At 68.0% G+C, this 23,573-nt stretch carries 10 protein-coding genes; 3 read left to right on the top strand and 7 right to left on the bottom strand.

Going from position 1 to position 23,573, the window contains the following annotated elements; all coding sequences use genetic code 11:
• Positions 1-33 precede the first annotated feature (33 nt).
• The 3 genes from XM1_RS07315 to XM1_RS07305 all read left to right on the top strand — a co-directional run bounded on the left by XM1_RS07315 (position 34) and on the right by XM1_RS07305 (position 18,040).
• Positions 34-13,749, top strand: coding sequence for a hypothetical protein (locus XM1_RS07315; RefSeq protein WP_156428663.1), 13,716 nt, complete (start codon positions 34-36; stop codon positions 13,747-13,749).
• 212 nt (positions 13,750-13,961) lie between these two features.
• Entirely contained in the window at positions 13,962-15,983 is a 2,022-nt protein-coding gene (locus XM1_RS07310; protein WP_068432021.1) for a tetratricopeptide repeat protein, read from the top strand.
• Complete coding sequence (locus XM1_RS07305; RefSeq protein ID WP_068432018.1) at positions 15,983-18,040, top strand: tetratricopeptide repeat protein; 2,058 nt, start codon at positions 15,983-15,985, stop codon at positions 18,038-18,040. Before XM1_RS07310 ends, XM1_RS07305 begins: the two co-directional genes overlap by 1 nt.
• A 71-nt stretch (positions 18,041-18,111) precedes the next feature.
• Here XM1_RS07305 and XM1_RS23125 read toward each other — a convergent pair whose 3' ends face one another.
• The 7 genes from XM1_RS23125 to uvrC form a co-directional block, all read right to left on the bottom strand.
• Complete coding sequence (locus XM1_RS23125; protein WP_082700408.1) at positions 18,112-18,321, bottom strand: hypothetical protein; 210 nt, start codon at positions 18,319-18,321, stop codon at positions 18,112-18,114.
• Between the two features lie 118 nt (positions 18,322-18,439).
• Complete coding sequence (locus XM1_RS07300; RefSeq protein ID WP_068432015.1) at positions 18,440-18,913, bottom strand: molybdenum cofactor biosynthesis protein MoaE; 474 nt, start codon at positions 18,911-18,913, stop codon at positions 18,440-18,442.
• A gap of 141 nt (positions 18,914-19,054) precedes the next feature.
• Entirely contained in the window at positions 19,055-19,306 is a 252-nt protein-coding gene (gene moaD, locus XM1_RS07295; RefSeq protein ID WP_068432012.1) for a molybdopterin converting factor subunit 1, read from the bottom strand.
• Positions 19,303-20,538, bottom strand: a complete 1,236-nt coding sequence (gene glp, locus XM1_RS07290; protein WP_082700407.1) for a gephyrin-like molybdotransferase Glp — start codon at positions 20,536-20,538, stop codon at positions 19,303-19,305. The genes moaD and glp overlap by 4 nt, the downstream gene beginning before the upstream one ends.
• Positions 20,535-21,029 (bottom strand): molybdopterin-guanine dinucleotide biosynthesis protein B, encoded by a 495-nt coding sequence (mobB, locus tag XM1_RS07285; RefSeq protein ID WP_068432007.1) that lies wholly within the window; start codon positions 21,027-21,029, stop codon positions 20,535-20,537. Before mobB ends, glp begins: the two co-directional genes overlap by 4 nt.
• Positions 21,026-21,586: a CDP-diacylglycerol--glycerol-3-phosphate 3-phosphatidyltransferase gene (gene pgsA, locus XM1_RS07280; protein ID WP_068432004.1), complete on the bottom strand. Its 561-nt coding sequence runs from the start codon at positions 21,584-21,586 to the stop codon at positions 21,026-21,028. The genes mobB and pgsA overlap by 4 nt, the downstream gene beginning before the upstream one ends.
• Before the next feature lie 12 nt (positions 21,587-21,598).
• The gene (uvrC, locus tag XM1_RS07275; protein WP_068432001.1) at positions 21,599-23,473 is read right to left on the bottom strand and encodes an excinuclease ABC subunit UvrC; all 1,875 of its coding nucleotides are present in this window, start codon (positions 23,471-23,473) and stop codon (positions 21,599-21,601) included.
• Positions 23,474-23,573 lie beyond the last annotated feature (100 nt).

Below are 23,573 nucleotides of genomic sequence, written 5' to 3'. Positions count from 1 at the left end.
GTCACATTCCTCGCTGCAACAGCGATTCCGGGGTTGTCGACTACGACAGTCGCGGGCTGGAACACCACAGACATCGCGGCTCTGGCTTCGACGCAGCTCACGCAGCTCACCGTCACCCAGATCCAGGCACTGGAAACCACCGACATTGCCGCACTCAGCACATCTCAGCTGAGTGTGCTCAGTTCGACCCAGGTCGCGGCATTCGACAACACGCAGATCGTGTTCGACGCGGCCCAGCTAGGGGTGCTCAACGCCACCCAGCTCGGCGTCTTCTCGACGTCGGACATGGCGGCGCTGTCGTCCACGGCCGTCGCCGGCCTGACCACCACCCAGCTCTCCTCGATCAGCACCACGCTCATCGGCTCGCTTGAAACCACCGACGTCGCCGTCCTCAGCACCACCCAGCTCGCCGCACTCAAGACCTCGCACGTCGCCACCCTCTCGACCACCAGCCTCAACTCGCTCACCACCACCGGCCTGTCCAGCCTGAGCGGCGCCCAGGTCGCCGGTCTTTCCACCACCCAGCTGTCCGGCCTGTCGACCACCAAGACGGCTGCGCTGTCGACCACCGAACTCAATGCCCTGACCGCTACCCAGATCGGCGGCCTGTCCACCACCCAATTTGCCAGCCTGTCCTCCTCGCAGGTCTCCGGCCTCAGCGCGACCCAGGTCGCGCGGCTGTCGAGCGCCGCGTTGAACGCGCTGAACACCACCAATCTGGCGGCCCTGACCACCACCCAGGCCCAGAGTCTGACCTCGACCCAGGTCGGCTCGCTGAACACCACCAACCTGAACGCCCTGGAATCCACCGATCTGGCGGCGCTGGCGACCTCGTCGCTGAGCAGCCTGACCACCACCCAGTCGGGGGCGCTGACCACCACCTCGCTCGGCGCCCTGACCAGCGCCGAGATCGGCGCGCTGAGCGTCACCCTGCTCAACGCCCTGTCGACCACCAATGTCGGCCAGCTGACCGCGACCCAGGTGGGCGGCCTCAATTCCGCCCTGCTGGCCGGATTCAACACCACCAATCTGGGACAGCTGTCCTCGACCGCCCTGGCGGCGCTGAACACGCTGCAGCTGCGCGGCCTGACCACCACCCAGTCGGCCTCGCTGACCTCGACCCAGGTGTCGTCGTTGAGCTCGACCCAGACCGGGGCGCTCTCCGCCGCGGTGATCAACTCCCTGAGCACCACCGCGCTGAACACGCTGACCACGTCTCAGCTGAGTTCGGTGGGCACCCTTCAGCTGGGCAGCCTGAACACCACCACGCTGAACGCGCTCAAGACCACCAGCATCGCCGGGCTGAGCCTGACGCAGGTGCGCGCCCTGACGGGCACCCAGCTGCAGGGCCTGACCACCACCCAGGTCAATGCGCTCGAGACCACCGACTTCGCCGGCCTGAGCACCGCGCAGGTCGCCCAGCTGACCACCACCCAGCTGGCCAATTTGAGCTCGACCCTGGCGGGCAGCCTCACCGCCACCGAGATCAAGGCGCTGAGCGGCACCCAGCTGGCCAATCTGTCCACCACCGCGGCGGCCGAGCTGTCCACCACCCAGGTCGGCGCCCTTCAGACCTCGCAGGTCGGCAGCCTGTCGACCTCGGCCCTGAACGCCCTATCGACCACCAGCGTCGCCGGCCTGAGCATCGCCCAGGTCGGAAGCCTGACCTCCACCCAGGTGGGCGGCCTGAACACCACCACGCTGGGCGCCCTGGAGACCACCGACGTCGCCAATCTGAAGGTGACGGCGCTGAACGCGCTGACCACCACCAATGTGGGCGAGCTGACCACGTCCCAGTCCAGCGCCCTGACCGCGGCGCAGGTTTCCGGCCTGAACACCACCACGCTGAACGCCCTGGCCGGCGCCAATGTGGGCGCGCTGTCCGTGACCCAGGTCCGTGCGCTGAACGCCACCCAGATTTCCGGGCTGAGCACCACCCAGCTGAACGCGTTCGAAACCACCGACATCGCGGCGCTGAACGCTGCCCAGATCAATGCGCTGTCCACCACCCAGATCTCCGCGCTGTCCACCACCAACGCCTCGTCGTTGACGGTCACCGAGCTGCGCGCCCTGACCACGGTGCAGCTGAACGCGCTGACCACCACCAATGCCGGCCAATTGTCCACCACCCAGGTGGCCGGGCTTAACACCACCCAGGTGGCGGCGCTCAGCACCACCAACCTGAACGCGCTGTCGACCACCGGCATCGGCGGCCTGACCGCCACCCAGGCCAAGACCCTGACCACCACCCAAGTGGGCGCGCTGACCACCACCCAGCTGAGCGGCGTGGAAACCACCGAGCTGGCCACCCTGACGGCGACCCAGCTGAACGCGCTGACCACCACCGGCGTCGCCGCCCTGTCCACCACCCAGGTGTCGGCGCTGAACGCCACCCAGATCGGCGGCCTGAGCAGCACCCAGCTGAACGCGCTGGAAACCACCGACGTCGCCGCCCTGAACACCGCCCAGTTGAAGGGCCTGACCGCCACCCAGGTCGGTCGCCTCAGCACCACCCAGTTGAATGCGCTGGAAACCTCTGACCTGGCCGGGCTGACCGCCACCCAGATCAGCGGATTGACCACCACCCAGGTGGCCGCGCTGACCACCACCCAGTTCACCAACCTGACGGCGACCGAAGCCAAGGCTTTGACCGCCACCCAGCTGAACGCGCTGACCACCACCAACGCGGCCGAGCTGTCCACCACCCAGTTGCGGGCCCTGACCGCCACCCAGGTGTCGGGCCTGTCGACCACCAACCTGAACTCGCTCACCACCACCACCGTGGCCGAGCTGACCGCCACCCAGGCCAAGGGTCTGACCACCACCCAGCTGGGCGGTCTGACCACCACCCAGGTGCAATCGCTCAGCACCACGGAAGTGGGGGCTCTCTCCGCCACCGTGATCAACGCGCTGTCGACCACCAACGTGGCCGCGCTGTCCACCACGCAGCAGGCCGTCCTGACCGCCACCCAGGTCGGCGGCCTCAGCACCACGACGCTCAACGCGATTGAAACCACCGATCTGGCCGCCCTGACCAGCACCCAGTTCCGCAACCTGACCGCCACCCAGGTCGGCGGCCTGACCACCACTCAGGTGAACGCGCTTGAAACCACCGATCTGGCGGCGCTGAACGCCACCCAGGTCGGCGGCCTGTCCACCACCCAGGTGGCGGCGCTGACCACCACCGCCGTCGGCAGCCTGACGGCCACCGAAGCCAAGGCGCTGTCCACCGCCCAGTTGAACGCGCTGACCACCACCGGCGCGGCGGCCCTGACCACCACCCAGGTCGGCCAGCTGAACGCGACCCAGGTGTCCGGCCTCAGCACCACCAACCTGAACGCCCTGTCGACCACGACCATCGCGGGCCTTTCCGTGACCCAGGCCCGGAATCTGTCCACCACCCAGGTGGCCGGCCTGAGCGCCGCCGCCCTCGGCGCGCTGGAAACCACAGACCTGTCCGGCCTGACCGCCACCACCCTGAATTCGCTCACCACCACCAACGTCGCCGGCCTGTCGACGACCCAGGCGGCCTCGCTGACCGCCACCCAGGTGTCCGGCCTGAGCAGCACCCAGCTGAACGCGCTGGAGACCACCGACGTCGCCGCCCTGTCCAGCCGACAGCTGAAGGGCCTGAGCGCCACCCAGGTCACCAACCTCAGCACCACCCAGCTGAACGCGCTGGAAACCACCGATCTTGCGGCGCTCAACGCCTCGCAGATCAATGGCCTGTCCACCACCCAGGTCGGCGGCCTGTCCACCACCCAGATCTCGGGCCTGTCGGCCACCCAGGCGAAGGCGCTGTCCACCGCCCAGCTGAACGCGCTGACCACCACCGGCGCCGGCCAGCTGTCCACCACCCAGGTGTCGGCTCTGACCGCCACCCAGGTGAGCAACCTCAGCACCACCAGCCTCAATGCGCTGTCGACCACCGGCGTCGCCGGCCTGACCGCCACCCAGGCCAAGAGCCTGACCACCACCCAGGTCGGCGGCCTGACCTCCACCCAGGCGGGGTCGCTGACCACCACGGAGCTGGGCGCTCTCAGCTCGGCCGTGTTCAACGCGCTGTCGACCACCAATATCGCCGAGCTGTCCACCACCCAGCAGACCACGCTGAGCGCCACGCAGCTGGCCGGCTTCGGCACCACCACGCTGAACGCGCTCGACACCACCGGCGTCGCCGCCCTGACCAGCGCCCAGCTGAAGGGCCTGACCGCCACCCAGGTGGCCGGTCTGACCACCACGGTGCTGAACGCGCTGGAAACTTCGGACATCGCGGCGCTGTCGGCCAGCCAGATCGCCGGCCTGACCACCACCCAGGTTTCCGGCCTGTCGACCACCAACGCCTCGGCGCTGACCGCCACCGAGATCAAGGCGCTGAACGTCACGCAGCTGAACGCGCTGACCACCACCGACGCGGCGGCCCTGACCAGCACCCAGGTGGGCGCCCTGACCACCGGCCAGGTGGCCGGCCTGTCCACCTCCAACCTGAACGCCCTGTCGACCACCAGTCTGGCAACCCTTAACGCCACCCAGACTCGGAGTCTGACCACCACCCAGGCGGCGGCGCTGTCCACCACCGCCGCGTCGGCGCTGGCCACCACCGGCCTGTCGGCCCTGGCCACCTCTCAGGTCAACGCGCTGACCACCACCAACGTGGCGGCGCTCACCACCACCCAGGTGAGCGCGCTGACCGCCACCCAGGTGTCGAACCTCAGCACCACCAACCTGAACGGCCTGGAAACCACCGACGCCGCGGCCCTGACCGTCACCCAGGTGCGCTCGCTGACCACCACCCAGGTCGGCGCCCTGACCACCACCTTGGTCAACGCGCTGGAAACCACCGACGTCGGCGTCCTGACCGCCACCCAGGCGGCGGCCCTGTCCACCACCCAGTTGGGCGCCCTCAACTCGACCTCGGCTGCCCAGCTCACCACCGTCGACCTGCGCGCCCTGAGCACGGCGCAGATCAACGCGCTGACCACCACCGCCTCGGCCTCGCTGAGCAGCACTCAGGTGTCCAGCCTGACCACCACCCAGGTCTCCGGCCTGTCGACCACCAACCTGAACGCGCTGACCACCACCGCGGTCGCCAATCTGACGGCGACCCAGCTGCGCGCGCTGACCAGCACCCAGAGTGCCGGCATCAGCACCACCCAGTTGGTCAACATCGAGACGACCGAGCTCACCTCGCTGACCACCACGGCGCTGAACGCCCTGTCCACCACCAACGTGGCGGCGCTGACCAGCACCCAGGTCGCGGCCCTGGCCACCGCTCAGGTGTCCGGCCTGACCTCGACCGTGCTGAACGCGCTCGACACCACCGATGTGGTCGCGCTGTCCACCACCCAGGTCCGCTCGCTGACCTCGGCCCAGGTCGGCGGCCTGAACACCACGCACTTCAACGCGCTGGAAACCACTGACCTGGCCGCCCTGACCTCGGTGCAGGTCACCGGCGTCAACACCACCCAGGTGGCGTCGCTGTCCACCACCTTCGTCAGCGAACTGAGCTCGGCCCAGGTGGGCTCGCTCTCCGCCACCAACCTGAACTCGCTCACCACCACCAACGTGGTGCTGCTGACCACCACCCAGGTGGAAGCCCTGAGTTCGGGCCAGGTCGGCGGCCTGTCGACCACCAACCTGAACCAGCTGACCACCACCGCGCTGTCCAGCCTGACCGGCACCCAGCTGCGCGGCCTGACCACCACCCAGACCGGCGGCCTGACCACCACGGCGGCTGTCGCCCTGAATTCGGCGGTGATCAACACCCTGACGGCCACCCAGCTGAACTCGCTGTCGACCACCAGCCTGGCGGCGCTGACCAGCACGCAGGTGAGCAACTTCTCCACCACCCAGGTGAGCGGCCTCAACACCACCACCCTGAATGCGCTCGAGACCACCGACGTCGCGGCCCTGTCGACTACCCAGGTCCGGGCCCTGACCACCGGCCAGATCGCCGGCCTGACCACCACCAACCTGAACGCCATCGAGACCACCGATCTGGCGGCGCTGACCACCACCCAGGTCAGCAACCTGACCACCACCCAGGCCACCGGCCTGACCACCACCGGCATCGGCAGCCTGACCTCGACAGAAATGTCGGCGCTGTCCACCACCCAGCTGAACGCGCTGACCACCACCGGCGCGGCGACCCTGTCGACCACCCAGCTGTCGGGTGTCGCGTCGTCCACCGTGGCCGGCCTGACCACCACCAGCCTGAACGCCCTGGCCACCACCACCCTGGCCGGCCTGAGCCAGACCCAGGTCTCGGCCCTGACCAGCACCCAGTCCGGCGGCCTGACCAGCACGGCTCTCGGCGCCATCGAGACCACCGATCTGCGTGCCCTGTCGGTCACCGCGCTGAACTCGCTCTCCACCACCAACGTGGCCGCCCTGTCGACCACCCAGGTGGATGGCCTGACCTCCGCCCAGGTGTCCGGCCTCAGCACCACCCAGCTGAACGCGCTCGAGACCACCGACGTCGCCGCGCTGAACACCACCCAGGTCCGGAGTCTGACCGCCGGCCAGATCTCGGCCCTGAACACCACCCAGGTGAACGCGCTCGAGACCACCGACGTCGCCGCGCTGACCAATACCCAGCTGACCAACCTGACCACCACCCAGGCCACCGGCCTGACCACCACCGCGCTGTCGGGCGTCACCTCGGCCCAGCTGGGCAGCCTGTCCACCACCCAGCTGAACGCGCTGACCACCACCGGCTCCGCCGCGATCAACGCGACCCAGGCGGATGGCCTGACCGCCACCCAGGTGGCCAACCTGACCACCACCAGCCTGAACGCGCTGAACACCACGACTCTGTCCAGCCTGACCGGCACCCAGGTCGCCAACCTGACCACCACCCAGACGGCCGGCATCACCACCACCCAGCTGGTCAACCTGACCACCTCCGAGGTCCGCGCCATCTCGGCCACCTCGCTGAACTCGCTGACCACCACCGGTGTGGCCGCGCTGACCAGCACCCAGGTCGACTCGCTGACCTCCGCCCAGGTGTCGGGCCTCAACACCACCCAGCTGAACGCGCTGGAGACCACCGACGTCGCCGCCCTGAACACCACCCAGGTTCGGGCGCTGACCACCACCCAGGTGTCGTCGCTGACCACCACCCAGGTCAACGCGATGGAGACCACCGACGTCGCCGCCCTGACCAACACCCAGGTGGCCAACCTGACCACCACCCAGGCCACCGGCCTGAGCACCACCACCCTGTCCGGCGTCACCTCGGCCCAGGTGGGCAGCCTGTCCACCACCCAGCTGAACGCGCTGACCACCACGTCGGCCGCCGCCCTGTCCACCGGCCAGTTGGACGGCCTGACCGCCACCCAGTTCGGCGGACTGACCAGCACCACGCTGAACGCCCTGTCGACCACCGGCCTGGCCAGCCTGACCGCCACCCAGGTGGCCGGCATGTCCACCACCCAGGCGGCGGCGCTGACCAGCACCCAGGTCGCCAACCTCGAAACCACCGATTTGCGCGCCCTGACCGCCACGGTGCTCAACGTCCTGACCACCACCAACGTGGCGGCGCTCACCAGCACCCAGGTCGACTCGCTGACCACCACCCAGGTGTCCGGCCTCAGCACCACCCAGCTGAACGCGCTGGAAACCACCGACGTCGCCGCCCTGAACACCACTCAGGTGCGCTCGCTGACCACCACCCAGGTCTCGTCGCTGACCACTACCCAGGTCAACGCGATGGAAACCACCGACGTGGCGGCCCTGACCACCACCCAGGTCTCCAACCTGACCACCACCCAGGTGGCCGGCCTGAACACCACCACCCTGTCCGGCGTCACCTCCATCGAGGTCGCCACCCTGTCGGTGACCCAGGTCAACGCGCTGACCACCACCAGCGCGGCGGCCCTGAACGCCACCCAGCTGGACGGCCTGACCACCACCCAGGTCGCGGGCCTGTCCACCACCAACCTGAACGCCCTGACCACCACCGGCGTTGCCAGCCTGACCTCCACGCAGGTCGGCGCGCTGACCTCGACCCAGACCGCCGGCATCTCCACCACCCAGCTGGTGAACATCGAGACCACCGATATCGCCGCCCTGTCGGCGACGTCGCTGAACTCGCTGACCACCACCGGCGTGGCCGCCCTGACCTCGACCCAGGTGCCGAACCTGTCGGCCACCCAGGTCTCGGGCCTGTCCACCACCCAGCTGAACGCTCTCGAGACCACCGACGTGGCGGCGCTGAGCACCACCCAGGTGCGTTCGCTGACCACCACCCAGATCGGCGGCCTGACCACCACCCAGGTCAACGCGCTCGAGACCACCGACGTGGCGGCCCTGACCGTCACCCAGCTGGACGGCATCTCCACCACCCAGCTGGCCGGCATCTCCACCACCCAGCTGGTCAACCTGACCACCACCCAGGCGGCCTCGCTGACCGCCACCCAGGTCAACGCGCTGACCACCACCGGCATCGCGGCCCTGACCTCGACCCAGGTCAGCAGCCTGACCACCGGCCAGGTCAGCACCATCAGCACCACCACGCTGAACGCCCTGGAGAGCACGGACGTCGCCGCGCTGACGACCACTCAGGTGCGCTCGCTGACCACCACCCAGGTGGGCGGCCTGACCACCACCCAGGTCAACGCGATGGAGACCACCGACATCGCGGCCCTGACCACCACCCAGGTGTCGGGCATCACCAGCACCCAGACCGGCGCGCTGACCACCACCACGCTGTCGGGCATCACCTCCACCGAGGTGAACGCGCTGACCACCACTCAGATCAACGCGCTGACCACCACTAACGCCGCTGCCCTGACCGCCACCCAGCTGGACGGCCTGACCGCGACCAACGTGGCCGGCCTGACCACCACGCTGATCAACGCCCTGTCGACCACGGGCATCTCCAGCCTGACCACCGCCCAGGTGGGCGCGCTGACCTCGACCCAGTCGGCCGGCCTGTCCACCACCCAGCTGACCAACCTGACCACCACCGAGGTCACGGCGCTGACCGCCACGGCCCTCAACGGCCTGACCACCACCAACGTGGCGGCGCTGTCGACCACCCAGGCCATCAGCCTGACCGTCACCCAGGCGGCGGCCCTGTCCACCACCACGCTGAACGCGCTGGAGACCACCGACCTCGCGGCCCTGACCACTACCCAGGTGCGCTCGCTGACCACCACCCAGGTGGGCGGACTGACCACCACCCAGGTCAACGCGATGGAGACCACCGACATCGCCGCCCTGACCACCACCCAGGTGTCGGGCATCACCAGCACCCAGACCGGTGGCCTGAACACCACGGCCCTGTCGGGCATCACCTCCGTCGAGGTGAACGCTCTGTCCACCACCCAGATCAACGCGCTGACCACCACCAACGCCGCTGCTCTGACCACCTCCCAGTTGGACGGCCTGACCGCGACCAACCTGGCCGGCCTGACCACCACCCTGGTCAACGCCCTGACCACCACCGCCATCGCCGGCCTGAGCTCGACCCAGCTTGCCGCGCTGACCTCGACCCAGTCGGCGGGCATCAGCACCACCCAGCTGGTGAACATCGAGACCACCGACATCTCGGCCATCTCGGCAACCGCGCTGAACTCGCTGACCACCACCGGCGTGGCGGCCCTGACCGCCAACCAGGTGTCCTCGCTGACCACCGCCCAGGTTTCGAACATCAGCACCACCCAGCTGAACGCGCTCGAGACCACGGACGTGGCCGCGCTGACCACCACTCAGGTCCGCTCGCTGACCACCACCCAGATCGACGGCCTGAAGACCACCCAGGTCAACGCGCTGGAGACCACGGACGTGGCGGCGCTGACCACCACCCAGATCGGGTCGGTGAACACCACCCAGATCGCGGCGCTGACCACCACCACGCTGTCCGGCCTGACCGCCACCGGCATCGCCGAGCTGACCACCACCCAGGTCAACACGCTGACCACCACCAACTCGGCGGCGCTCACCACCACCCAGGTGTCCGGCCTGTCCACCACCGTCGTGGCCGGCCTGTCCACCACCGAGCTGAATGCCCTGTCGACCACCAGCGTCGCCGGCCTGGCCTCGAGCCAGGTGGCCGCGCTGACCACCACCCAGGTGGCCGGCCTGTCCACCACCCAGGTGGCGAACATCGAGACCACCGACATCGCGGCGATCTCGGCCACCCAGGCCAACGCACTGACCACCACCGGCGTGGCGGCCCTGACCTCCACCCAGGTGTCCTCGCTGACCACCGCCCAGGTCCCCGGCATCAGCACCACCCAGCTGAACGCCCTTGAGACCACGGACGTGGCCGCGCTGACCACCACCCAGGTGCGTTCGCTGACCACCACCCAGCTGGCCGGCATCACCACCACCCAAGTCAACGCGATGGAGACCACCGACATCGCGGCCCTGACCACCACCCAGGTGTCGGGCATCACCACCACCCAGGTGGCCGGCCTGACCACCACCGCCCTGTCCGGCATCACCGCGACCGAGGCCGGGGCGCTGACCTCCACCCAGGTCAACTCCCTGACCACCACCGGCGCGGCCGCGCTGAACACCACCCAGCTGACCGGCCTCAGCACCACCACGGTGTCCGGCCTCAGCACCACCGAACTGAACGCGCTGTCCACCACCGGCGTGGCGGGCCTGACCTCGACCCAGGTCTCCAACCTGACCACCACCCAGGTGGCCGGCCTGTCCACCACCCAGCTGGTGAACATCGAGACCACCGACCTGGTGCAGCTCTCGGCCGCCCATCTCAACGCGCTCAACACCACCAGCGTTGTGGCCCTGACCTCGACCCAGGTCTCGTCGCTCACCACCGCCCAGGTCTCCGGCGTCAGCACCACCCAGCTGAATGCCCTCGAGACCACGGATCTGGCCGCGCTCTCCACCACTCAGGTGCAGTCGCTGACCACCACCCAGGTCGGCGGTCTGACCACCACCCAGGTCAACGCGATGGAGACCACCGACATCGCGGCCCTGACCACCACCCAGGTGTCGGGCATCACCACCACCCAGGTGGCCGGCCTGACCACCACCGCTCTGTCCGGCATCACCGCGACCGAGGCCGGTGCGCTGTCCGCCAACCAGGTCAACTCGCTCACCACCACCACGCTGGCGGCCCTGACCACCACCCAGGTGGCCGGCATCTCGACCGCCACGGTGTCCGGCATCACCACCACCCAGCTGAACGCGCTGTCCACCACCAACGTGGCGGGCCTGACCTCGACCCAGGTCTCCAACCTGACCACCACCCAGGTGGCCGGCCTGTCCACCACCCAGCTGGTGAACATCGAGACCACCGACGTGACGGCCCTGTCCGCCACGCAGATCAACTCGCTGACCACCACCGGCGTCGCGGCTCTGAGCTCGACCCAGGTCTCGTCGCTGACCACCACCCAGACCGTGGGTATCAGCACCACTCAGCTGAACGCCCTGGAAACCACTGACGTGGCGGCCCTGACCTCGACCCAGGTGCGCGCTCTGACCACCACTCAGGTGGCGGGCCTGACCACCAGCACGGTCAACGCCCTGGAAACCACCGACGTGGCCGCGCTCTCCACCACCCAGGTGGCGAACATCAGCACCACCCAGCTGGCGGGCCTCACCACCACCGCCCTGGCCGGCGTCACCGCCACCGAGGTCGGCGCGCTTTCGGTCACCCAGCTGAACGCGCTCACCACCACCGGTGCGGCGGCGCTGAACACCACCCAGCTGTCCGGCCTGACCAACACCCTGGTGGCCGGCCTGTCGACCACCAACCTGAACGCGCTGTCCACCACCGGCATCGCGGGCCTGTCCTCGACCCAGGTGGCGAACGTCACCACCACCCAGGTGGCCGGCATCAGCACCACCCAGCTGATCAACATCGAGACCACCGACCTTACGGCGCTCTCGGCGACCCAGCTGAACTCGCTGACCACCACCGGCGTAGTCGCCCTGACCTCGACCCAGGTCTCCTCGCTGACCACCACCCAGGTGAGCGGCCTGTCGACCACCCAGCTGAACGCTCTCGAGACCACCGACGTGGCGGCCCTGTCCACCACCCAGGTCCAGTCTCTGACGGTCGGCCAGGTCGGCGGTCTCTCGACCACCCAGGTCAACGCGATGGAAACCACCGACATCGCGGCTCTCTCCACCACTCAGCTGGCTTCGGTGACCACCACCCAGGTCAACGCGCTGACCACCACCTCGGTGTCCGGCCTGTCCACCACTGAAGTCGGCTCGCTGAGCGTCACCCAGCTGAACGCTCTGTCGACCACCGGCGCCGGCGGACTGAACACCACGCAGATCTCCGCTCTGTCGACCACCCAGGTCGCCGGCCTCAGCACCACCGCGGTGAACGCCCTGTCGACCACCGGCGTGGCCTCGCTGAGCTCGACCCAGGCCGCCTCGCTGACCGCGGCCCAGGCGACCGGCATCACCACCACTCAGCTGATCAATATCGGGACCACCGATCTGGCGGCACTGACCACCTCGGCGCTCAACGCTCTGACCACCACCGGTGTGGCGGCGCTGACCAGCACCCAGGTCGTCAACCTGACCGCCACCCAGGTCAGCGGTCTCAGCACCACCCAGCTGAACGCCCTCGAGACCACCGACGTGGCGGCTCTCACCACCACTCAGTTCTCGAACCTGAGCACCACCCAGGTGGCGGGCCTCTCCACCACCCAGGTGAACGCCATGGAGACCACCGACCTGGCCGGCCTGTCGGTCACCCAGGTGGCGGCGCTGACCACCACCCAGGCGGCGGGTCTGACCACCACCCAGCTGGTGAACATCGAGACCACCGATCTGGCGGCTCTCTCGACCACCACGCTGAACGCGCTGACCACCACCGGCGTCGTGGCCCTGACCACCACCCAGGTGCAGAGCCTGACCACCACCCAGGTGGCCGGCCTCAGCACCACCCAGCTGAACGCGCTGGAGACCACGGATCTGGTGGCCCTGTCGGTGACCCAGGTGCAGAGCCTGACCACCGCCCAGGTGGCCGGCATCACCACCACCCAGCTGAACGCCATGGAAACCACCGACCTCGCGTCGCTGACCGCGACCCAGATCGGCGGCCTCTCCACCACCCAGGCGGCGGCGATCACCACCACCAACCTGGCGGTGCTGACCACCACCGAGATCGGGGCCCTGTCCACCAGCAGCCTCAACTCGCTGACCACCACCCAGGTCGTGGCGCTGTCCACCACCCAGGTGGGCGGCCTCTCCACCACGCAGGTGACGGGTCTGACCACCACCCAGCTGAACGCGCTGGAGACCACCGATATGGCCGCCCTGTCGGTCACCCAGGTTGGTGCCCTGACCGATACCCAGGCGACGGGTTTGACCGCCGCCAAGATCGGGGCTCTGGCCTCGACCGGGGTCGGCGCGCTCAGCACCACCGCGTTCAACGCGCTCACCACCACCAATGTGGCGGGTCTGACCACCACCCAGATCGGCGGCCTGACGGTCACCCAACTGGGCGCACTGACCAGCACGGTGACGGCGGCCTTCGAAACCACCGATATCAAGGCCTTGACCGTTACCCAGCTGAACGCCCTGACCTCGGCCAACATCGCTGCGTTGACCACCACCCAGGCGAACAGCTTGACCACGACCCAGATCGACGGCCTGACCACCACGCAGATCGTCGGCCTCGAGACCACCGACATCTACGCCCTGACCACCACCCAGGCCAATGCGATCCAGGGCGCAGCCATCAGTTCCCTCAACACCGACCAGCAGAACGCCTACTTCTGGGCAATCAGCGGTTCGAACACCAACACCTAAGGCAAGATGAGCCGTCCCTGACCGGGGACGGCTCACCCTTCCCGGCGGCGCCGCCCCCTTTCCGGGGATGGCATTCGCTTGGCCGAACGGTGCTTGGCGGCGGAACGAAATCCGGCATCAATCCGTTAACCATTGGGCGGTCATTATGGACGTCGGCCCCGGCACGTTCGCACGCCGCCGGGACGATTTGACCCAACCCGATGGGACGTCCGATGACCCAGGAAGTCTTTCTGTCCGCCGTGAAGGCCCTGACCGAGGGCCGCCTGTCCCTGCAGGAGTTGTTCGGCGCCGCCGACACGCTGCATCGTGGCGGCGCAGTCGAACAGGCGTTGCAGCTTTATCACCTGTGGATCGGCCTCAACCCGGATCATCACCTGCTTTATGCCGCCTGCTTCAACCAGGCGGTGCTGCACACGGCGAGCGGCAAGCCCGATCAGGCCAAGGCGGCGCTGGAACGGGCCATCGAGCACAATCCGGACTTCTATCCCGCCTACATCAACCTGGGCGGTGCCAACGAGGCGCTGGGCTCGCCCGATGGGGCGGTGGAGACCTGGAACAGGCTGGTCAGCCGGCTGTCCCAGGTGACCGGCCATGCCGTCCGCATGAAGGCCACGGCCTTGAAGCAGATTGCCCGGGTGCTGCAGGACCGCCAGCAATCCGTCGCCGCCGAGGACACCCTGCGCCAGAGCCTGGAGCTGGACAACACCCAGCGCGAGAACGCCGAGCACATGCTGGCCGGGCGCATGGCCCAGTGCCGCTGGCCGGTGGTGGTGCCCTTCGAGGGCATGGACCACCTGACCCAGATGCGCAATTTCAGCCCGCTGTCGCTGTCGTCCTATACCGACGACCCGCTGCTGCACCTGGCTTCGGCCTGGGAGCACAGCAACAAGATGTTCGGTCGGCGCATTGCCCGCCTGCCCGAAATCCGGCCGGAAGACCGCGCCGACCGGACCCGCCTCAAGATCGGCTATGTGTCATCGGATTTGAAAGCCCATGCGGTGGGCTATCTGATCGCCGAAATCTTCGCCCTGCACGACCGTTCCAAGGTGGAAATCTTCGCCTATTACTGCGGCCCCGCCGGCGAGGACCCGTTAAAGCAGCGCATCCGCGGCGATTTCGACCACTGGCTCGACATCACCGGCATGAACGACGACGCGGCGGCCCAGCGCATCCGCGACGACGGCATCGACATCCTGGTGGACCTGAACGGCCATACCAAGGGCGCCCGGACCAAGCTGTTCGGCATGCGCCCGGCCCCCATCAACGTCAACTGGCTGGGCTATCCCGGCACCATGGGCACGGCCTACCACCATTACATCATCGCCGACGACTGGATCATTCCGCCCGGCCGCGACATGTACTGCTCGGAAAAGGTCATGCGTCTGCCCTGCTACCAGGCCAACGACCGCCAGCGGGCGGTGGCCGTCCAGCCGCCCAGCCGCGCCGAGGCCGGTTTGCCGGAAGAGGGAATGATCTATTGCTGCTTCAACAGCCAGCAGAAGATCACGCGGCTGATGTTCGAGCGCTGGGTCGCCATTCTGGCGGCGGTGCCGGGCAGCGTGCTGTGGCTGCTGGAAACCAGCGACGAGGTCCAGGAGCGCCTGCGCGCCCATGCCCGCCAGTGCGGCATCGAGAGCGAACGCCTGATCTTCGGCCGCCGGCTGCCCAGCCCCGAGCATCTGGCCCGCATGACGCTCGCCGACCTGTTCCTCGACACCTTCCCCTATGGCGCCCACACCACCGCGTCGGACGCCCTGTGGATGAGCGTGCCGATCCTGACCCTGTCGGGCCACAGCTTCGCGTCGCGCGTCGCCGGCTCGCTGTTGCGTTCGGCGGGCCTGCCGGAACTGGTGTGCTCGACCCCCGAACAATACGTGGAGACAGCCATCGCGCTGGGCCACGACCCCGCGAAGCTGCAGGCCTACCGCAAGCAGTTGCGCGACGCCAAGCCCAACGCGGTGATGTTCGACACCAATCTTCTGGTCAGCCGGCTGGAGGGTTTGTTTGCCGAGATGTGGGACGATTTCAGGTCCGGACGCCTGCCCTGCCCCGACCTGCGCAACCTCGACACCTATATGGACGTCGGCGTCGAACACCCCGTGGAAGTCGTGGATTTCGTTCCGGAAGACGAGTACTTCGCCCGCTGGCGCAAGGGCCTCGCCGCGCTCGACCACCTTTACCCCATCCCGGCGGACACTCGCATGTGGCCCGCCCCTGACACGGAGAACGGTTGATGAGCAACGTCATGGCCGAGGTCATGCAACAGATCGCGTCCGGCAAGATCGAAGCCACCCGCGTCATCGCCGCCGCCGACAGCCTGGCCCAGCAGGGCGCCGACGCCGACGCGCTTGGCCTCTACCGCACCTGGCTGCAATACAACGGCCAGAACCCGCTGGCCTACGCCATCCAGTACAATCTCGGCGTGCTGCTGAACAAGTTCAACGACCACGAAGCCGCCGTGCAGGCGTTCAGCGCCGCCATCGCCCTGAAGCAGGATTTCTACCCCGCCCACATCAACCTGGGCAGCACCTACGAGCGCCTGGGCCGCGTCCCCGACGCCGTGACCCAGTGGCTGGGGCTGGTCAACCAGCTGCCCGGCGTCACCGGCGACACGGTGAACTTCAAGGTCTCGGCCTTGAAGCAGATCGGCCGCGTGCTCGAACACACCTCGCTGGAGGAATCGGGCGAGGATGCGTTGCGCCAGTGCATCGAGCTGGTCCAGCCCGCCGACGCCATGCAGCATTGGATCGCCATCCGCCAGAAGCTGTGCAAGTGGCCGGTGCTGACCGGCATTCCCGGCACCACCCGGCGCCAGCTGTTCTCGGCCATGTCTCCCCATTGCCTGGTCTTCCATACCGACGACCCGCTGCTGCACCTGGCGCGCGGCTGGAAGTACTACAAGGCCAAGATCGGGCGGCCCAAGGTGCTGTTCGACAAGGACAGCCACCGCGCCGCCCTGGCCAAGCGGCCCAAGCGCAAGATCCGCATCGCCTACCTGTCGTCCTATTTCAAGGAGCATGCCCACGGCTACCTGACGGCGGAGATGTACAAGCTGCACGACCGCTCGCGCTTCGAGGTCTTCGCCTATTCCTGCTCGCGCCGCACCGGGGACCGCATCCAGAACCAGCTGATGAAGGATTTCGACCATTGGGTCGACATCCTGGAGATGTCCGACGAGGACGTGGCCAAGCGCATCCATGCCGACGGCATCGACATCCTGATCGATTTCAACGGCTATACCGGCGAGGCGCGCCCGGCCATCATGGCCATGCGTCCGGCCCCGGTGGCCGTCAGCTGGCTGGGCTATCCCGGCTCCATGGGCACGCCCTACCACGACTACATCATCGCCGACGACTTCACCATTCCGCCCGATCACGAGATCTACTACTCAGAGAAGGTGGTGCGGCTGCCCTGCTACCAGCCCAACGACCGCAACCGGCAGGTGGCCGACATCAAGTGGACGCGCGAGGCGGCGGGCCTGCCGGCCAACGCCATCGTGTTCTGCGGCTTCAACGGGCTGCAGAAGTTCACCGCCCCCATGTGGGCCCGCTTCATGGACATCCTTAGCCGCGTTCCCAACGGCGTGCTGTGGCTGCTGGACGGTAGCGAGCGCATCAACGAGAACCTGCGCCAGGAGGCCATCAAGCACGGCGTCACCCCCGACCGCATCATCTTCGCGCCCAAGATCATCAATGCCGAGCACCTGTCGCGCTATCCCCTGGCCGATCTGTTCCTCGACACCTCGCCCTGCGGCGCCCACACCACCGCGTCGGACGCGCTGTGGATGGGCGTTCCGGTGCTGACCGTGGCCGGGCGCGGCTTCGCGTCGCGCGTCTGCGGCAGCCTGGCCACCGCCGCCGGGCTCGAGGAACTGGTCTGCACCACCTTCGACGAATACGTGGAAAAGGCGGTGGAGCTGGGCAACGACAAGCGCCTGCTGGCCGGCTACCGCGACAGGCTGGCGGCCAACCGCGCCACCTGCGACCTGTTCGACACCGACAAGCTGGTGACCCATCTGGACAATCTGCTGGAAGGCATGTGGAACGACTTCCTGGCCGACCGCATTCCGGTTCCCGACCTCGCCAACATGGACATCTACGACGAGGTCGGCACCGACCTCGACAGTGACGAAGTGGAATTGCTGTCGCGTCCCGATTACCTCGACCTCTACCGGGCCCGGATGGACGAGATCAACCGCCACTGCCCCATTGGCCCGGATACCCGCCTGAGGAAGGCGGGCACGGCCAAGCCGGCGCCCGCCCCCAAGGGCAAGGGAAAGAAGGGGCGGTAACGCCACCCGCCCAAAGCAAAAGCCCCATCCCGGGGGGAACCGGGATGGGGCTTTTGCTCAGGTCGACAGGGTCAGACGGAAAGGTCCAGCACCCCGCCACGCCGGACCGCGGAGGCGCCTTCACTCTTGCCCGCCTCTGCCTTGGCCTGAGGACGATCCGTCTCTTCCGTCTTTTCCGACGCTTCGCCACCGCCCGAACGCGCCAATTGGGTGACGCGGGAGTAACTGCGGGCGCCGTGGACGTAAGGCCATGAAACGGATTGGCGGATCAAGTCGGACATGACGGAACCTGTGGATTACAGGCCGCCATTTTAGCACAGGCAAAGAGGTTAACAAAAGGTAAAAGCGAATTAAGCTTGACCTGGGGCCGCCGGCCCCTCACTGTTTTGCCCCAAGAAATCAGGGCTTTGCCTGATCCCAGCGCGACGCCGCCGCATCGTCGGATTCCTTGGCGTCAACCCAGGCATCCCCTTGCGGGGTATGCTCCACCTTCCAGAACGGCGCCTTGGTCTTCAGCCAGTCGATGAGGAAGCGGCAGGCTTCGAAGGCCGCGTCGCGGTGCGCCGACGAGGCGGCCACCAGCACGATGCGCTCGCCCGGCTCCAGCCGCCCAAAACGGTGGATCACCAGGGCGTCGTCAAGCGGCCAGCGCGAGCGCGCCTCGGCCTCGATGGCTTCCAGCTGGCGCTCGGTCATGCCGGGATAGTGTTCCAGCGTCATGGCGTTGACCGCCGCGCCGCTGGCCGGATCGTGGCCCATGTAATCGCGCACCAGCCCGACGAACAGGCAGACGCCGCCCACATTGGTCTTGCCGGAAGAGAAGCGGGCCAGCTCGGCGCCGGGGTCGAAATCCTCGCGTTGGACACGGATCATTCTCGCTCTCCTTCAGGATGTCGGGCTATCGCCCGAACCCATTCGGGGCGATGCCCCGAACCCCCTTTGATTCATAAATAAAATGGAGGTTTGGAGGCATCGCCTCCAAGCGGGGCCGGGGCGGCAGCCCCGCTTCCCGACCTAGCCTCCGGTCACCGGCGGAAAGAACGCCACCTCGTCACCCATCTTCACCGGGGTGTCGAGATTGCCGTAATCCTGATTCACGGCGACGCGCACCACGCCCATGGCCTCGAAGGCGGCCGCATGGCCGGGCGAGCGGGTTTTCAGGAAGTCGACCAGCTGTCCGACATTGGCGACGCCGTCCGGGGGAGCGACATCCTCCTCGCCGACGCCGGTCTTGGCCTTCAGCCAAGCGAAATACAGCACCTTCATCGCATCATGTCCGCATAGGAGAGGAAATCCACCATCTCGCCCGGCGCGATGTCGCCCCTGTCCTCGGGCACGTCCACCAGCCCGTCCGACCAGGTCATAGAGGTCAGCACGCCCGATCCGTCCGAGGTGAACTTGGCCGCCACCAGCCGCCCGTCCATGTGGGCGAGCCGCGCCCGCAGGTATTCGCGCCGCCCCGGCTTGTGCTTGAAGGCGAAGCCGGCTTCCACCGAATAGCGGGGCAGAGCGGTCTGGGCGGCCCCCATCAGGCGCAGCACCATGGGCCGGGCGATGGCCATGAAGGTGACCATCACCGCCACCGGATTGCCGGGCAGTCCGACGAAGGGGGTGCCCGCCACCTCACCCAGCGCCACCGGACGGCCGGGCTTGATGGCCAGACGCCAGAAATCCAGCGAGCCCAGCGCCAGCACGGCGGGCTTCACATGGTCCTCGTCGCCCACCGACACGCCGCCGGAGGTGAGGATCAGGTCGTGGGAACGGGCGGCTTCGGCCAGGGCGTCGCGGATGGTCTCAAAACGGTCAGGCAGGATGCCGAGATCGGTAACCTCGGCGCCCAGCGCGCGCAGCAGGCCCGAAGCGGTGAAGCGGTTGGTGTCGTAGATGCAGCCGGGGGCAAGCTCGGTGCCGGGGTCCCGGATCTCGTCGCCGGTGGAGAACACGGCGGCCTTGAGGGGTCGGTAGACCTTGAGCGAGGAACGCCCGGTGGCCGCCGCCACGCCCAGTTCCTGCGGCCTGAGCCGCGTGCCGGCATGCAGCACCACCGCGCCCTTGGCGATGTCCTCGCCGGCGGCCCGCGCGTTGTCGCCCTCGGACAGCCGGATGGGCAGCACCACCGACTCGCCTTGGTCCTTGCAATCCTCCTGCATGGCGACGGTATCGGCGCCTTCGGGCAGCGGCGCGCCGGTGAAGATGCGCACCGCGCTCACCCGGGGCAGTGGCCCGTCCAGGGGATGGCCGGCGGCGACGCGGCCCACCACCGGCAGACACCCGTCGGCGGGCAAATCGGCGCGGCAAAAGGCCCAGCCGTCCACCGCCGAATTGTCGTGGGGCGGCACGTTGACCGAAGACACCACATCCTCGGCCAGGATGCGGCCCAGGGCGTGGTGCAGGCCAAGCTCCTCGGTCCCGACAACCGGGGACAGGCGCGCGTCCAGCCGGGCCAGCGCCTCGGCGACGGTCATCATGTCCTTGTCCGGGACGAAACGGTCGGTCACAGCCCCACCCTCTCGCAGATCATGGCGCCGATGGCGTCGGTGTCGTCCAGATTCAACTGAGGCAGCGGGCACGCGGCCACCTTGCGGTCGCTGACCAGAGCGCACATGCGGTCGTCCTCGGGCCAGAAGGGCGGCTTGCCGCCTTCTTCCCGCCAGACTTCCAGGCGCGGATGCGGCCACTGGCGAAAGCCCTCCACCAGCACCAGACCCACCTTGCTCATGCGGGCCAGCAGCTGGTCCATGGTGTATTCGGGCTCGTCGCGATACTCGTGCATCAGCGCCCAGCGCCGGGCCGAGGCGATCATCACCTCGGACGCGCCGGCCTCGCGATGCTCGTACGAATCCTTGCCCTTCTTGTCCACGTCGAAGGCCTCGTGCGCCTGCTTGACGGTGGAGATGGTGACGCCCTTGGCCCGGAACCAGGGAACCAGACGGATGATCAGCGAGGTCTTGCCCATCCCGGAGCGTCCCGCGATGCCGAACACCCTCATTCCGCCGATTCCCCCATGTGCCGCATGCCGGACCGCAGGTAGTCCCAGCCGGTGATGATGGTCAGGATGGCGGCGATCCACAGCCCCACCTCGCCCAGCTGGCGGGTGGGCATGAAGGCGGCGGCGTCGCCCACCAGCAGCACCGGAATGGCGGTCATCTGGATGCCGGTCTTCCACTTGGCCAGACGCGACACCGGCATGCTGACGCGGACCTCGGCCAGGAACTCGCGCAGGCCCGACACCAGGATCTCGCGCAGCACGATGATCAAAGCGGGCAGGAACGACACGGTGCTGAGGCGATCGAAGGCGGCCAGCATGAACAGCACCGAGGCCACCAGCAGCTTGTCGGCGATGGGGTCGAGGAAGCGGCCGAACCTGGAGACCTGATTCCACGACCGCGCCAGATAGCCGTCGAACCAGTCGGTGACGGCGGCGGCCACGAACAGGGCGCAGGCGGCCCAGCGGGCGGCGTCGCCTTCCACATAGAACAGCCCGACCACCAGCGGGATCACGACGATCCGCGAAAGAGTCAGCAGGTTGGGAAGGCTGGTCAGCATGGCGGGCGAATACTAACCCTCGGGATGGAAGTAGTCATGAATCTTTTTGGCCATGGCGTGGCTGATTCCCTCGACGCTTTCCAGGTCGGGCAGCCCGGCCTCGGCCACGGCCTTAGCCGAGCCGAAATGGTGCAGCAGCGCCTTCTTGCGCTTCGGGCCAATGCCGGGCAGGGCGTCCAGGGTGGACTGCACCAGCCCCTTGGAGCGCTTGGCCCGGTGGGTGCCGATGGCGAAGCGGTGCGCCTCGTCCCGAAGGCGCTGCAGGAAATAGAGCACCGGGTGGCGCGGCTCCAGGCTGATGGGTTCCTTGCCCGCCAGGAAGAACCGCTCGCGGCCGGCATTGCGGTCGGGCCCCTTGGCGATGCCCACCAGGGCGACGTCGTCGATGCCCAACTCCTCCAGCACGCCGAGCGCCGCGTTGAGCTGGCCCTTGCCACCGTCGATCAGGGCCAGATCGGGCCACAGCCCCCGGTCGCGGTCGGGGTCCTCCTTCTGGGCGCGGGCGAAGCGCCTGGTCAGCACCTCGCGCATCATGCCGAAATCGTCGCCGGGGGTCAGTTCGGCCGAGCGAATGTTGAACTTGCGATAGGCCGATTTCATCAGCCCGTCGGGGCCGGCGACGATCATCGCGCCGACCGCGTCCGAGCCCTGGATGTGGGAATTGTCGTAGACCTCGATGCGTTCGGGCGCCGCCTCCAGCCCGAAGACCTCGGCCACGCCTTCGAGCAGCTTTCGCTGCGCCCCGCTTTCCGCCATGCGCCGCCCCAGGGCGTCGCGGGCGTTGTCGAGCGCATGCTCGACCAGCCGTTTGCGGTCGCCGCGCTTCGGCACGCTCAAGACCACCTTGCGCCCCGCCTTCTCCGACAGGGCCTGGGCGACGATGGCGGTCTCGGCGGGGTCCAGCGACAGCAGGATCTCCTTAGGTGGCATCTTGTCGGCGTAGAACTGGCCCAGGAAGGCCGCCATGATCTCGGGCGCCTCCTCGCCCTGGGCGTGGACGGGGAAATAGGCCCGGCTGCCGTAATTGCAGCCCGAGCGGAAGAAGAACACCTGGATGCACACCCCGTCGCCGGCCTGGTGCAGCGCCACCACGTCGGCTTCCTCGACGTCGGCGGGATTGATGTCCTGATGCGCCTGGATGCGGGCCAGCGCCCGGATGCGGTCGCGGAACACCGCCGCCTTCTCGTATTCCATGGCCTCGGCCGCCGCCGACATGCGATTGGTGAGATCGTTCTGGATGCGCCGGCTTTGGCCCGACAGGAAGGCCCGGGCCTCCTCGACCAGCGCCAGATACTCGCCCGGGGCGATGCGCTCGACGCAAGGCGCGGAGCAGCGCTTGATCTGGAACAGCAGGCAGGGCCGGGTGCGCGACGAAAACACCGAATCCGAGCACGAGCGCAACAGGAAGGCCCGCTGCAGCGCCGCCAGCGTCTGGTTGACCGCGCCGGCCGAGGCGAAGGGGCCGAAATACTCGCCCTTGCGGTTGCGGGCACCCCTGTGCTTCAGCACCTGCGGCCAGTCGTGGTCGGCGGTGATCAGAATGTGGGGAAAGCTCTTGTCGTCCTTCAGAAGGATGTTGTAGCGCGGCCCCAGGCTCTTGATCAGGTTGCTTTCCAGCAACAGCGCCTCGACCTCGGTCCGCGTGGTCACCACCTCCATGGACGCCGTCTCGGCGATCATCCGCTGGATGCGGAGCGGCATGCGATCGGGGCGGGTATAGGCCACCACCCGCTTCTTCAGGCTTTTGGCCTTGCCCACGTAAAGGACGTCGCCCTTGCCGTTGAGCATGCGATAGACCCCGGGGGTTCCGGGCAGGGTCGCCACCACCTGGGCGATAACCTCCACCCCACGGGCGAGGGGGGCGGCGGGGCTGTCGGCTTCGGTCACGGCGCGCCTCCCACAGACCGGCGGCAGGGGTTTCGCCTATCCATTACGCAGGGACGAATCGATTTTCCTTGCGTTGCGGGATATCCACGAAAGCTGTGGA

Origin of the sequence: Magnetospirillum sp. XM-1 (genome assembly GCF_001511835.1) — a bacterium.
Taxonomy (GTDB): domain Bacteria; phylum Pseudomonadota; class Alphaproteobacteria; order Rhodospirillales; family Magnetospirillaceae; genus Phaeospirillum.
This window is presented reverse-complemented; position numbering and strand designations above follow the sequence as displayed.